The following is a 14,035-nucleotide window of genomic DNA, read 5'->3' as shown; positions in this document are numbered from 1 at the left end:
GGTGGAAAATATGTGCTTCCGGACGCAAAAGTAACGATTTTAGCCATTAATTGAATTATTTAGGCGGGTCAAATCTGTACACTTGCTCTACTTTTGCAGCAGGAAAAATCATAAACTCTTAATAAATAAATCCCTTATTATGAAAACAGTCCTCACTACATTGGGAATCTCCCTCCTTGTATTGGCAGGTTGCGCAGGGCAAAAGCAGGCTGAAAGCAACTTTATCCAAGAAAACATTGATAATGCTGTGGCTCAGGAGACAATTCAGACAGACATTATCGAAAAATCCGGTAAAATCCTTAATCCCCGTACCATTGATAAGGATGGGAACATTGTCTATGTACCTATCGACGATTGGTGTTCCGGCTTCTTCCCCGGTAATATCTGGCATATGTACGAGTTGACCGGTGACCAGAAGTGGCTGCCGCTGGCAGAGAAGTATACCGAGGATTTGGATTCGGTACAATACCTTACCTGGCACCATGATGTGGGCTTTATGATTGGCAGCAGCTACCTGAACGGATACCGTTTTGCGGGTAAGGAGGAGTACAAGCCGGTCATCATACAGACAGCCAAATCATTGTCTACCCGTTTCCGCCCTGCAGCAGGCGTACTTCAGTCATGGGATGCAGACAAGGGGTGGCAGGCTGAACGTGGCTGGAAATGTCCCGTTATCATTGATAATATGATGAACCTCGAACTGCTGTTCGAAGCTTCCAAGCTGTCCGGCGACTCCACTTTCTATAACATAGCCCGGAAGCACGCCGATACGACTATGGCTAACCATTTCCGTGAGGACAACAGCTGCTATCATGTGGTGGATTATGACCCCGAAACCGGTGAAGTCCGTAAGAGACAGACTGCACAAGGCTATGCCGACGAGTCTGCTTGGGCACGTGGACAAGCGTGGGCCTTGTACGGCTATACCATGTGCTATCGCTATACACACGATGCCAAATACCTGGAACAGGCTGAAAAGGTCTACAACTTTATCTTCAACAACAAGAATCTTCCGGAAGACTTGGTTCCCTACTGGGATTTCGATGCTCCCAATATCCCGAATGAACCTCGCGATGCTTCGGCAGCTGCCTGCACGGCGTCCGCCCTTTACGAGCTGAGTACTTATCTGCCGGATAAGGGATACAAGGAAACCGCCGACCGGATTATGGAAAGCCTCGCTTCTCCTTCCTACCGTGCCAAGGTGGGTACCAACGGCAACTTCATCCTGATGCACTCTGTGGGCAGTATTCCTCACGGTGCGGAGATTGATGTACCGCTGAATTATGCCGACTATTACTTCCTGGAAGGATTGATGCGTAAAAGAGACTTGGAAAAATGAAAACTCAATTAAATATTTTGTTAGGTGGTTTAGGTTTGTTCGCCTTGCAGGGCTGTAAAGCCCCGCAGGCGGAACAATCCGTCCAGCCGAATGTCATTTACGTTTTTCCCGACCAATACCGTAACCAGGCGATGGAGTTCTGGGGCCAGGAAGGTTTTCGCGAGAAAGTGAACTTTCGGAATGACCCGGTGCATACCCCACGCTTGAATGATTTTGCCCGGGAGTCGGTGGTATTGACATCTGCCATGAGCAACTGCCCGTTGAGCAGTCCCCACCGTGGTTCTCTGTTGACGGGAATGTATCCTAATAAGAGTGGTATTCCATTGAATTGCAATTCGAGCCGTCCCATCAGCTCCCTGCGTGAGGATGCTGTGTGTGTGAGTGATGTTTTCTGCAATGCCGGATATGACTGTGCCTACTTTGGCAAACTGCATGCCTACTTTCCTACCCCCAACGACCCCGAACGTCCCGGACAGTATGTGGAAGACCGTGTACCTGCATGGGATGCCTATACGCCGAAAGAACGTCGTCATGGGTTCAATTACTGGTATTCTTACGGTACCTTTGACGAACACAAGAATCCGCATTACTGGGATACGGAAGGCCGTCGCCACGACCCGCGCGAGTGGTCACCGTTACACGAATCGGGCAAGGTGGTGTCTTATCTGAAGAACGAGGGGAATGTACGCGACCCGAAGAAACCTTTCTTCATTATGGTAGGCATGAATCCTCCCCATAGTCCGTACCGTTCTTTGGACGACTGTATGGAGGAAGATTTCAATCTCTATAAAAACCAGCCTCTGGACAGCTTGCTCGTCCGTCCGAATGCCGACTCCAAGATGCTCAAGGCAGAGAGTGCACGCTACTACTTTGCTTCTGTGACGGGTGTCGACCGTGCTTTCGGTCAGATACTCGATGCCTTGAAGGAACTCGGACTGGACAAGAATACCATTGTCGTGTTTGCCTCCGACCATGGAGAGACCATGTGCAGCCAGCATACGGAAGACCCGAAGAATTCCCCGTACTCCGAGTCCATGAACGTTCCTTTCCTGGTGCGTTTTCCCGATAAGATTAAGCCCCGCGTGGACGACTTGATGCTTTCCTCGCCGGACATCATGCCTACCTTGTTGGGTCTTGCCGGTCTTGCCGACTCCATTCCGGCCGAGGTGCAGGGACGCAACTATGCACCGCTTTTCTTCGATGAAAAGGCGGATATTGTACGTCCCACCGGCGCTCTCTACATCCAGAACCTGGACGGTGAGAAGGATGCGGAAGGTATGGTCCGTTCCTACTTCCCTTCGTCGCGCGGCTTTAAATCGGCGCGCTACACGCTGGCGCTCTACATTGACCGCGAAAACCATAAGCTGGTCAAAAGTTTGTTGTTTGACGATGAAAAGGACCCGTATCAGATGAATAACCTTTCTTTGGAAGAAAACCAAGAAGTCGTAAAAGACCTTTGCGCAGAGATGGGCAAAGTGTTGAAAGAGATTGATGATCCTTGGTATAAGGAAGGTATCTTGAAGGATATGATACCTTATTGATTGGAAATGGGTTATAGATAATCCTCCATAAATTGCTTGAACGTTTTTTGCGACCCGCTTCGACTGATAGTGAACTATTTGTCGGAGCGGGTTGTTTGATTCAGAGTGGAATAAATTACCAATACGTATTAAGTAAATGATGGAGATGAAGTATAGACTATGGGCTTGTTTGTTGTTTTTGCCGATGGTCCTTTGGGCGTCCGGGCGTCCGAAAGTGGCTGTCGTACTCAGTGGGGGTGGCGCCAAAGGGACGGCGCATATCGGTGCTCTGAAAGTAATTGAAGAAGCGGGTATCCCTATAGATTATGTGGTGGGCACTAGTATGGGGGCCATTGTGGGCGGTTTGTATTCTATCGGATATACCCCGCAGCAATTGGACAGTATGGTGAATGCCCAGAACTGGAAATTCTTGCTCTCGGATGCCCCCAATCCTAAGGATGTGTTGCTGGATGACCGGTTGAAGTCGGAGCGCTATGTACTCTCCATTCCGTTTTCTTTGAAATCTGCCGCTGTTTCGGATGCGGGTATCATAAAAGGGAAGAACCTGGCACGTTTGTTCTCCACATTGACAGAAGGTTACCAGGATTCTGTGGATTTTAGCCGTCTTCCTATTCCGTTTGCCTGCGTGTCGGAAAATCTGGTGAATGGCAGCGAAGTAGTGTTCCATGAGGGAATACTGGCCACTTCCATGCGTTCCAGCATGTCCATTCCCGGTGTGTTTGCTCCGGTAGACCTGGATGGAATGGTGTTGGTGGACGGTGGAATGGTGAATAACTATCCGGTAGATGTGGCGCTTGCCATGGGGGCCGACTACATTATCGGGGTGGATGTGCAGAGTCCGCTGCTTAAGGCTTCCGAGCTGAAATCGGTGAAAGACATCTTCGGGCAAATCATTAATCTGCAAGGAGAGAAGAAATACCGTGAGAATCTGCGTAATACCGACGTGTTGATAAAGGTGGATGTCACCGGCTATTCGGCTGCAAGTTTCACCAAAGAGGCCATCGACACTTTGATGGTGCGGGGAGAGCGTGCTGCCATGGACAGTTGGGACGGACTGCTTGCCCTGAAACGGAAGCTGGGACTTGCAGAAGATTATCAGCCTCGCCGCCCGGGACCTTTCCGCTTGCCCGGCGCGGCTGTTGATAGGGAGATTCCCGTTGATTCCCAAATAGCCGCCCCTGCTGTACGGGAGAACAAGCTGAATGTCGGTTTTCGTTTTGATACGGAAGAACTGGCGGCGTTGCAGGCAAATACGGACTTCTATTTCGGCCGGCAGCGGGAGTCGCTGGCCAGCCTCACCGCCCGTCTGGGCAAGCGTACACTGGCACGACTCGGATATAGTTACCAGTGGGACGGTGGATGGCAGGCGGGACTTGCCTATCAGTTCGACTATAAAGATATGAATATTTACAATGAAGGCAAACGGGCGCTGGATTTGACTTTTACACATCAACTGGTCCGTATGGGGGCGGCGAAGGACTGGAACAATATCCAGGTCAGTCTGGGCATTGACTTTGATTACTACCACTATCATGATTTGCTGTCGCTCGACCCGTTAGCTTCGGCACTGTTTGAGAATTCGTCCTTATTCAGTTACTTTGCCGGACTTGTGTTCAACAACTTGAATGAGAGGAGCGCCCCTACAAAAGGTATGTCGTGGGCGGTATCCTATCATCTCTATACGGATAACTTCTTCCAGTATAAGGACAACAATCCTATTTCTGTTTTCGATGCCCGTTGGCAGGGATGTTTCTCTCCCTCGAGTAAGTTCACTGTCACTCCTTCGTTTTATGGACGCGTATTGTCCGGAAGCGGTAATTATCCTTTTGCCATCATTAATATGGTGGGGGGAACCATACCGGGGCGCTATATGCCACAGCAGATACCGTTTACGGGCATCAACCGTGCGGAACTGTCACAAGCCGCACTGCTGGTTGCAGGGCTGAACCTCAGACAGCGTATCTTGAAAAACCAGTATATATCAGTGATGGGCAGTTATGGGCGAAACTCCGGGAAGTTTCATCAGATTCTTGACTCTTCCGAATCGGCTGATATGGCAGGGGTAGGCATCGGCTATATGTACAAGAGTTTTCTGGGACCAGTGGAGATACAGTTGAATTGGTCCAACCAGACGAAGAAAGTAGGGTGGTATGCTGGGTTCGGATTCGTATTCTAACGAGGATATATCAAAATATTACATGGATTTTATTTTTCAGACAAAAGAACAGAAGAACAAGAGAAAAATATGTTCTTTTGTTCTTCTGCCTAAAACTTACCCCCAATCTGTATGATTCTGCGGTGAGTTATGATACCTTCGTTATTTATTCAGCTTCCATTCGCTTCCGTCCTTACCGTCCTTAATCTCGAAACCGAGCGCGGTGAGTTCATTGCGGATTTTGTCGGATGTAGCCCAATCTTTGTTGGCTTTTGCCTTTGAACGCTCTTCCAATAGCATGTCCACTACCTTGCCGAAGGCAGCTTCACGCTCTTCGTTGGAGGCGTTGTCTTCTTGTAATCCTAAGATGTCGAAGCAGAAGAGGTGGAAGGTTTCCTTCAATTCTTTCAGGTCTTCGGCTGTGATGGAATCGTTTCCAGCTAGGATATTGTTTACCATCTTGGCGCCGTCGAAGAGGTGGGCGATGACAATCGGTGAGTTCAAGTCATCATTCATGGCTTCGTAACACTTGGCACGCAGGGATTTCACGTCTATGGTGGAGGTTGCAGCAGGGGTAATCTTGTCCAGTCCATGTACAGCATCCATCAGTCTTGCCAATCCCTTTTCGGCGGCTTGCAGAGCTTCGTTGCTGAAGTCTACCGTACTGCGGTAGTGGGCTTGCAGGGTGAAGAAGCGGATGGTCATTGGGCTGTAGGCTTGCTCCAGCATGGGGTGTGTGCCTTTGAAGAGCTCTTCCAATGTGATGAAGTTACCGTAAGACTTACCCATTTTCTGTCCGTTCACGGTCAGCATGTTGTTGTGCATCCAATAATGTACCATATCTTCCCCTTGGGAAGCTACGGATTGTGCAATCTCGCATTCGTGATGCGGGAAGATAAGGTCCATGCCGCCACCATGAATGTCGAAGTGCTCGCCCAAGTATTTCTTTCCCATGGCTGTACATTCGGCGTGCCAGCCGGGGAAGCCGTCGCTCCACGGGGAAGGCCAACGCATGATGTGTTCCGGTTGCGCACATTTCCAGAGGGCAAAGTCTGCGGGGTTGTGCTTCTCGCTCTGTCCGTCCAGTTCGCGGGTGGTGTTGAGAACATCATCCAGGTTGCGTCCGGAGAGCTTGCCGTAGTGATGGTCCTTATTGTATTTTTCTACATCGAAATAAACGGAACCTTCACTTTCGTAGGCATATCCGTTCTTCAATATCTCCTTTACAAGTTCTATCTGTTCGATGATGTGGCCGCTGGCATGTGGCTCGATACTGGGAGACAGCACATTCAATGCATCCATCGCCTTATGATAGCGGTTGATGTAGTACTGTGCCACTTCCATTGGTTCCAGTTGTTCCAGACGGGCTTTTTTCGCAATCTTGTCTTCACCTTCGTCGGCATCGTGCTCCAGATGGCCCACGTCGGTAATGTTGCGGACATAGCGCACCTTGTAGCCGATGTGCGTCAGGTAGCGGAACAGCAGGTCGAAAGTGATGGCAGGGCGTGCATGTCCCAAGTGCGGGTCACCGTACACGGTCGGTCCGCAGACATACATGCCTACATGCGGTGCATGCAGCGGTACGAACAGCTCTTTTTTTCTATTTAAAGTGTTGTAAATGGTCAGTTGATGTTCCATAACAGTTGATTATTAGTTCTTTTAGGAGTACAAAGGTATAATAAATCTGTGAAAATCTATAATGATATTCTGTTTTATAAGAGTAAATGCAACGGATTTCACCTTCGTTTATTACTTTTGTATCCATGAAGTCAGATAAACGTGTATTGCTTGGCATGAGTGGCGGCACGGATAGTTCCGTGGCCGCCATGAGGTTGCAGGAAGCCGGTTATGAGGTGACTGGCGTGACTTTCCGTTTCTATGAGGCAGGAGATGAGACCGGGTATTTGGAAGATGCACGGGCTCTGGCCCTGAAGCTGGGGATGAAACACATTACCTATGATGCACGCGAGCTTTTCCGTTCGCGTATTATCCGCTATTTTGTGGAAGAGTATCTAAGGGGGCGTACTCCCGTTCCTTGCACGGTCTGCAATAATGAGCTGAAGTGGGCGCTGTTGGCTAAAATAGCCGATGAAAAGGGGATTTATTGGATTTCTACCGGACATTATGTGCGTAAAGTCTTGTCCGGAGGAAAGTATTATATAGCTCCTGCCGCAGATAAGGACAAAGACCAGACTTTCTTTCTGTGGGGATTGAAGCAGGACATCCTGCAGCGTATGTTGCTTCCGATGGGAGATATTACGAAAAATGAGGCGCGCTCGTATGCGGCGGAGCGTGGTTTCGGGCAGGTGGCTGCGAAGAAAGACAGTATAGGGGTGTGCTTTTGTCCTTTGGATTACCGTTCCTTTTTAAAGCGTGAAGTCCCCGAAACACTATTACCCGGTAAAGGTAGATTCGTCGATGAAAAGGGGGATTTCTTGGGATGGCATGAGGGCTATCCGTTTTATACCGTAGGGCAACGTAGGGGCTTGGGTATCCATCTGAACAAGGCTGTTTTTGTGAAAGAGACAAGAGTGGAAAGCAATGAAGTCGTTTTAGCTCCGCTCTCTTCCCTCTACAAGCAGGAAATGTGGCTGGGAGAGTGGAACCTGGTGGAGAATAGTCGTGTGCTGGGTGCAAACGAGGTTATTGTGAAGATACGCTACCGTAAGCAGGCAAACCGGTGCAGGGTGACTCTTACGGTGGAAGGTCTGTTACGTGTCCGTCTGATAGAGCCGCTGGAATCCATTGCACCCGGGCAGGCAGCGGCTTTCTATGATAAGGACGGATACTTGTTGGGCGGTGGAATTATTCTCTGAACCTTACATTCGTTTTATAGCTTCTCGAACAAAAGATAGTAAATGTTGTTAATTTTATGAGACGTCTTTTTATGAGAAACTTTTAAAACGAACTGTAATATGAAAAGGATATATATTGTAATGTTGTTTGCTGCTTTAGCAACCATAACTTATGCTCAGACGGATGATAAGGGTTATCAGGAGGCAGCTTGGGTATTGAAAGGAGTGACTGGTCTTAATATGTCACAGACTGCCATGGCCAACTGGTCGGCAGGAGGTGAGAATTCCATTGCTGGAAATGCCTACTTGAATGCATCACTGACACACAAGAAAGGAAACTGGCTCTGGGTCACCAACATGGTGCTGGACTATGGCTTGTCGAAAACCAAATCTCAGGGGATGAGGAAAAGTAGTGATAAAATAGGGCTTTCCACTCAGTTGGGATATTCTACAGACAACGTCTGGTTCTATACACTGATGGGTGATTTGAATACCCAGTTTGCCAAAGGATATGACTATCCCGACAAAGAGCACCAGATTTCCAATTTCTTTGCTCCTGCCTATTCGAATATCGCCCTGGGTATGGAATGGAGGCCTAAGAGTAACTATTCTCTACTGCTTTCACCCGTTTCCACCAAGATGACTTTCGTGACTGATGACTATCTTTCCGATTTGGGTGCTTTTGGTGTAGACCCGGGTGACCACTTCAAGATAGAGGGTGGCGCTTTTGTGAAAGCCCGTGCTGAATTGCCCGTGATGGAGAATGTGAATCTGATTACTACGGCTGATTTCTTTACTCCTTACAGCAAAGATTTTGGAAACATAGATGTGAATTGGGATGTACTTATCAGCATGAAAATCAATAAAGTATTGTCGGCTACCATCAATACAACTCTGAAGTATGACAATGATGTGAAAACGTTTGATGACAATGGAGTGAAGAAGGGCGCCAAGGTGCAGTTTAAGGAAGTGCTGGGAATTGGGCTGGCATATAATTTCTAATCCTTGAGGCTGATTGTTGAAATGAAAAAGTAAAGTCAAAACGTACTGACTGATTTGTAAAACGCGGATTACGCAGATTACATGGATTTATTAATTTATCCGCGTAATTTGCGTAATCCGCGCTTGATTTTTATGATATAGTAATTTATCGGTTCAGTTCCAGCATTTCCTCTATATACTCCCTCGTGTTGCTGAGCCGGGGCACCTTATGCTGTCCGCCGAGTTTCCCCTTGCTATCCAGCCAGTCATGGAAGAGGTTGGGACGGGCGACGATGATTTCCAGCGGTTGCAGCGCCAGATTATTCTGCCTTTTAGCCTCGTAGTCGGAGTTCACCTCTTTCAGGGTATCGTCCAATACTTTGGCGAACTTCTCCAGGCTGTCCGGCATTTGTGCAAACTCTATCAGCCACTGGTGGCGGCATTTGGCATGCTTGTCCATAAACACGGGAGCAGCAGAGTAATCTACTACTTGTGCACCGGTCTCGGCACATGCCCTGGCAAGTCCTCTTTCCGCGTTATCCACAATCAGTTCTTCGCCGAACGCGTTGATAAAGTGCTTGGTACGTCCGGTGATGACGAACTTATAGGGGTTCTTCGATGTGAACTTCACCGTATCTCCAATCATATATCGCCACAAACCGGCAGAAGTGGAGATTACCATGGCGTAGTTTTTGTTCAGCTCCACCTCCTCGAGGCAGAAGGTACGCGGATTCTCCTTGCCTACATCTTCAAGCGGGATGAACTCGTAGAAGATACCGTAGTCAATCATCAGCAACATGGCAGGGTCGGCAGGGTCGTTCTGCGTGCCGAAGTAGCCTTCGGAGGCGTTATAAGTCTCTACATAATGCATCTTGCTGCTACGGATCACGTCTTTGTATTGCTCGCGGTAGGGAGTGAAGGCAACGCCGCCGTGGAAGAATACCTCCAGGTTGGGCCATATCTCTTCGAGGCTCTGCTTTCCCGTCTTTTCCAGTATATGTTTGATGAGTACAAGCATCCAGGACGGTACACCGGAAAGGTTGCTTACATTTGCATGGATGGTTTCGCGGGCAATGGCCTCCATTTTGGGCTCGAAGTGCTCCATCAAGGCTGTCTGCTTGCTGGGTACGCGGACAAAGTTTACCAGTGGGTTGATATTTTCTATGAGGATGGCGGAGAGGTCGCCTACAAGACTGTGGTTGGTGTTCAGGTTGGGAGCGTGGCTGCCTCCAAGGATAAGCCCTTTACCGGAAAAGAAACGACTTTCGGGATTCTGTCCCAGATAGATGGCAACGGCATCCCGGCCTCCCTTGTAATGCGTGTCGTGCAAGGACTCCCGGCTGACGGGCAGGAACTTACTCTTGTCGTTGGTGGTACCCGATGATTTGGCAAACCAACGTATTTCCGAAGGCCAAAGCAGATTTTGCTCACCGGCACGCAGGCGGGTTACATAAGGCTTTACTTCTTCGTAAGTTTGTATGGGAAGGCGCTTCTTGAAATCTTCATAAGTACGGATAGAGGCATAGTCATGCTTCTTTCCCCATTCCGTGTTTGCCGCTGTCCGGACGAGGCGCTGCAGTACAAGCTGTTGCAATTCACCGGCATGGCTGGTGTATTGTTCGATTTCTTTCAGACGGGGAGCAAAATATACCTTATTCAGAAACTTTGTAATATTCATCGTTCTTTGTGAAATCTTATTTTAAACCGCAAAAATAATCTTATTTATCGGCATCTCTATCTTTTTTCTCTTTTTTTTCTATCTTTACGGACCTATAGAACAATAATTCAAACAAAAATATCATGAGAATAGGTATTTTGACTTCAGGAGGCGACTGTCCCGGCATCAACGCTACCATTCGCGGTGTATGCAAAACAGCTATCAACCATTATGGAATGGAGGTAATTGGCATTCACAGCGGTTTTCAGGGGCTGCTGACCAAGGATGTGGAGTCGTTTACCGAAAAGTCCTTATCTGGTTTGCTGAACTTGGGAGGTACGATGCTCGGTACTTCGCGTGAGAAGCCCTTTAAGAAGAACGGCGTGATGTCCGACGTGGACAAACCGGCACTGATAGTGCGGAATATCAAAGAGATGGGACTTGATTGTGTGGTCTGCATCGGTGGAAACGGTACGCAGAAGACAGCCGCCAAACTCTCCGCTATGGGGCTGAACATCGTATCCGTGCCAAAAACAATAGACAATGACATTTGGGGAACCGATTTTTCCTTCGGATTCGATTCTGCCGTCAGTATTGCTACGGATGCCATCGACCGGCTGCACAGCACGGCCAGCTCGCACAAGCGGGTGATGGTGATTGAGGTGATGGGGCACAAGGCAGGTTGGATAGCCTTATACTCCGGTATGGCAGGCGGTGGTGACGTGATTCTGATTCCGGAGATTCCCTATAATATCCACCGTATCGGAGAAACGATTCTGAATCGGCTGAAGAAAGGAAAGCCTTACTCCATCGTGGTGGTAGCCGAAGGTATACAGACGGACGGGCGGAAGCGTGCCGCCGAGTATATCGCTCAGGAGATAGAGTATGAGACGGGTATCGAGACCCGTGAGACTGTGTTGGGTTATATTCAGCGGGGCGGCTCACCCACACCTTTTGACCGTAACCTTTCCACACGTATGGGCGGACATGCCACGGAACTGATTGCCAACGGGCAGTTCGGGCGGATGATTACCTTGAAGGGGAATGAAATAGCTTCTGCACCGCTGGAGGAGATTGCGGGCAAGTTGAAGCTGGTGACGGAAGACAATGACTTAGTTGTCCAGGGACGTCGGATGGGAATCTGTTTCGGCTAATTTTTCTTGTGGGGATTCTTCAACAGCTTCTGCCATGGGATTTTCTTCTGTGGAGGTTTCTGTTGCATGGTTTCGCTCCTTGGCTGCCTGGACTTCCTCCTTGAAAGCGGCATCCTTAATTTTTTTCAATGCCATCTGTGCCGCATTTTGTTGCGACTCCTTCTTGGAATAACCGGTGCCGGTACCTGCCGATATCCCTTCGATGCGGACTTCGGTGTGGAACATCGGATTGTATTCTTCGTCGAGAAACTGCTCGATAAGCTCGAATGACACCTCCATTTTGTTCTTCTGGCTCCATTCGATGAGTTTTGACTTGAAGTTGACCTCTTTGCGAGACATCTTGTCGAGGTCGATATAGTTTTTGAAAATCTTCTCTTCCATGAACTGCTTGCAGCGGTCGTAGCCCTGGTCCAGATAAATGGCGCCGATGAAGGCTTCGAATGCATTGCCGTACATGTAGCTGTTGTGGGATGAGGAGCGGGTGGAGTATTTCACCAGTTTGTCCAGTCCGATTTCCACGGCCAGTTTGTTGAGTGTTTCCCGCTGTACAATTTTGGAACGGGTATTGGTAAGGAAACCTTCGCGGCGTCCTTCGAAATGGCGGTAGACAATATCTCCTACAATGGCGTCGAGGATAGCATCGCCCAAGAATTCCAGCCGTTCGTTGTTGATGGGACGTCCTTTTTCGGAGCGCATGGAGATGGATTTATGCAGCAAAGCCTGCTGATAGACCTTGATGTCACGTGGAAAGAAGCCGAGAATTCTGTAAAAACAAAAATAAGACTCTCTATCCTTGCGGAACAAGAGCCTTATTTTATCTATTTGGTTACGTAACACGACCTTATTATTCTGCGTATTTCTTGAAAATGACACACGCATTATGACCACCGAATCCAAAAGTATTGGACAAAGCTACGTTCACTTCGCGCTTTTGTGCTTTGTTGAACGTGAAGTTCAGGTCATAGTCGATGTTTTCGTCGTTATCACCCTCTTCGTGGTTGATGGTCGGAGGAACAATGCCATTCTTGATGGCGAGGATGCTTGCAATGGATTCTACCGCACCGGCAGCGCCCAGCAAGTGGCCGGTCATGGATTTTGTCGAACTGATGTTCAACTCATACGCATGCTGTCCGAATACCTCTTTGATTGCTTTTGCTTCCGAAATATCACCTACGGGAGTAGATGTACCGTGAACATTGATATAATCTACTTCTTCGGGTTTCATTTCTGCATCTTCCAACGCATTCAGCATCACTAACTTGGCTCCCAAACCTTCGGGGTGAGAGGCTGTCAGGTGATGAGCGTCGGCAGACATTCCTACGCCGGCAACTTCCGCATAGATTTTGGCACCGCGTGCCTTGGCGTGTTCCAGTTCCTCGAGAACGAGACAACCGCCACCTTCACCCATGATGAATCCGTCACGGCTTGCGCTGAACGGACGGGATGCAGTTTCGGGAGAATCATTGCGGGTTGACAATGCATGCATGGCATTGAAACCACCTACACCGCAAGCGGCGATGGCAGCTTCCGAACCACCGGACACGATAACATTTGCCTTACCCAAACGGATGAGGTTAAACGCATCGGCAATAGCATTTGTGGAAGTGGCACATGCAGAACAAGTTGCGTAGTTGGGACCATGGAAACCATACATGATGGAAATTTGTCCGGCAGCAATGTCCGAAATCATCTTGGGGATGAAGAACGGATTGAATTTGGGGCCGTTTTCCTTACCGGTCAGGGCATAGTTGCCCGCCTCTTCTTCGAATGTACGGATGCCACCGATACCGGCGCCGAAGATGACACCGATTCTGTTTAAATCCTCATTTTCGACGTCAAGCCCAGAGTCACCTACCGCTTCTTTGGCTACTGCAATGGCATATTGTGTGTACAAGTCCATCTTGCGGGCCTCTTTGCGGTCTATATATTTGGTAGCATCGAAGCCTTTTACTTCGCATGCAAACTGAGTCTTGAAAAGCGATGCATCGAAATGAGTAATAGGTCCTGCTCCACTAATCCCATTCACAAGATTTTCCCAGAATTCGGGAACACTGTTGCCAATGGGAGTAATGGCGCCGAGACCTGTTACTACAACTCTTTTTAATTCCATGTTATAAACGAATGGATAAGATTACTTAGCGTGTTCTTCGATGTAAGATACAGCATCACCTACAGTACCAATCTTTTCAGCCTGGTCATCGGGAATAGAGATACCGAATTCCTTTTCGAATTCCATGATAAGTTCTACAGTGTCAAGAGAATCAGCTCCCAGGTCGTTAGTGAAGCTAGCTTCGTTAGTAACTTCTGATTCTTCTACGCCTAATTTATCGACGATAATCGCTTTCACTCTTGATGCAATTTCAGACATAACTTTAAGTTTTTAATTAATAATTAGTTTTATTTCTTTAAATTT

At 48.4% G+C, this 14,035-nt stretch carries 11 protein-coding genes; 6 read left to right on the top strand and 5 right to left on the bottom strand.

The window, feature by feature from the left end; all coding sequences use genetic code 11:
• Positions 1 to 139: 139 nt before the first annotated feature.
• From DW800_RS01145 to DW800_RS01135, 3 genes are all read left to right on the top strand, one after another.
• Positions 140 to 1,339: a glycoside hydrolase family 88 protein gene (locus tag DW800_RS01145; RefSeq protein ID WP_005826007.1), complete on the top strand. Its 1,200-nt coding sequence runs from the start codon at positions 140 to 142 to the stop codon at positions 1,337 to 1,339.
• The gene (locus DW800_RS01140) at positions 1,336 to 2,880 is read left to right on the top strand and encodes a sulfatase (protein ID WP_117878293.1); all 1,545 of its coding nucleotides are present in this window, start codon (positions 1,336 to 1,338) and stop codon (positions 2,878 to 2,880) included. Before DW800_RS01145 ends, DW800_RS01140 begins: the two co-directional genes overlap by 4 nt.
• A gap of 145 nt (positions 2,881 to 3,025) precedes the next feature.
• Positions 3,026 to 5,056: a patatin-like phospholipase family protein gene (locus DW800_RS01135; RefSeq protein ID WP_207814313.1), complete on the top strand. Its 2,031-nt coding sequence runs from the start codon at positions 3,026 to 3,028 to the stop codon at positions 5,054 to 5,056.
• A gap of 141 nt (positions 5,057 to 5,197) precedes the next feature.
• Here DW800_RS01135 and cysS read toward each other — a convergent pair whose 3' ends face one another.
• Positions 5,198 to 6,673 carry a cysteine--tRNA ligase gene (gene cysS, locus DW800_RS01130; protein WP_008662079.1) on the bottom strand — a complete coding sequence of 492 codons (1,476 nt, stop codon included), beginning with the start codon at positions 6,671 to 6,673 and terminating at the stop codon, positions 5,198 to 5,200.
• A gap of 125 nt (positions 6,674 to 6,798) precedes the next feature.
• Here cysS and mnmA point away from each other — a divergent pair, with 125 nt between their 5' ends.
• Positions 6,799 to 7,851 carry a tRNA 2-thiouridine(34) synthase MnmA gene (gene mnmA, locus DW800_RS01125; protein WP_005825997.1) on the top strand — a complete coding sequence of 351 codons (1,053 nt, stop codon included), beginning with the start codon at positions 6,799 to 6,801 and terminating at the stop codon, positions 7,849 to 7,851.
• Between the two features lie 99 nt (positions 7,852 to 7,950).
• Complete coding sequence (locus DW800_RS01120) at positions 7,951 to 8,832, top strand: DUF3078 domain-containing protein (RefSeq protein ID WP_117878289.1); 882 nt, start codon at positions 7,951 to 7,953, stop codon at positions 8,830 to 8,832.
• A 145-nt stretch (positions 8,833 to 8,977) separates the two neighbouring features.
• Here DW800_RS01120 and DW800_RS01115 read toward each other — a convergent pair whose 3' ends face one another.
• Positions 8,978 to 10,489, bottom strand: a complete 1,512-nt coding sequence (locus tag DW800_RS01115) for a GH3 auxin-responsive promoter family protein (RefSeq protein WP_005833815.1) — start codon at positions 10,487 to 10,489, stop codon at positions 8,978 to 8,980.
• Positions 10,490 to 10,611: 122 nt separating this feature from the next.
• Between DW800_RS01115 and DW800_RS01110 the strand changes: the two genes are divergently transcribed.
• The gene (locus DW800_RS01110) at positions 10,612 to 11,622 is read left to right on the top strand and encodes an ATP-dependent 6-phosphofructokinase (RefSeq protein WP_035447667.1); all 1,011 of its coding nucleotides are present in this window, start codon (positions 10,612 to 10,614) and stop codon (positions 11,620 to 11,622) included.
• Here the strand turns inward: DW800_RS01110 and rnc are convergent.
• The 3 genes from rnc to DW800_RS01095 are packed head-to-tail and all read right to left on the bottom strand — an operon-like array spanning position 11,581 to position 13,990.
• Positions 11,581 to 12,459 carry a ribonuclease III gene (gene rnc / locus DW800_RS01105; protein WP_172679983.1) on the bottom strand — a complete coding sequence of 293 codons (879 nt, stop codon included), beginning with the start codon at positions 12,457 to 12,459 and terminating at the stop codon, positions 11,581 to 11,583. The two genes, DW800_RS01110 and rnc, sit on opposite strands and share 42 nt — an antisense overlap.
• 7 nt (positions 12,460 to 12,466) lie before the next feature.
• Complete coding sequence (gene fabF, locus DW800_RS01100) at positions 12,467 to 13,732, bottom strand: beta-ketoacyl-ACP synthase II (RefSeq protein ID WP_117878287.1); 1,266 nt, start codon at positions 13,730 to 13,732, stop codon at positions 12,467 to 12,469.
• A 21-nt stretch (positions 13,733 to 13,753) separates the two neighbouring features.
• Positions 13,754 to 13,990 carry an acyl carrier protein gene (locus tag DW800_RS01095; protein ID WP_004291965.1) on the bottom strand — a complete coding sequence of 79 codons (237 nt, stop codon included), beginning with the start codon at positions 13,988 to 13,990 and terminating at the stop codon, positions 13,754 to 13,756.
• Positions 13,991 to 14,035 lie beyond the last annotated feature (45 nt).

The organism is Bacteroides sp. AM32-11AC, assembly GCF_003603515.1.
GTDB lineage: Bacteria > Bacteroidota > Bacteroidia > Bacteroidales > Bacteroidaceae > Bacteroides > Bacteroides uniformis.
The sequence above is the reverse complement of the archived record's forward strand: the minus strand, read 5'-3'. Positions and strand labels throughout refer to the sequence as shown.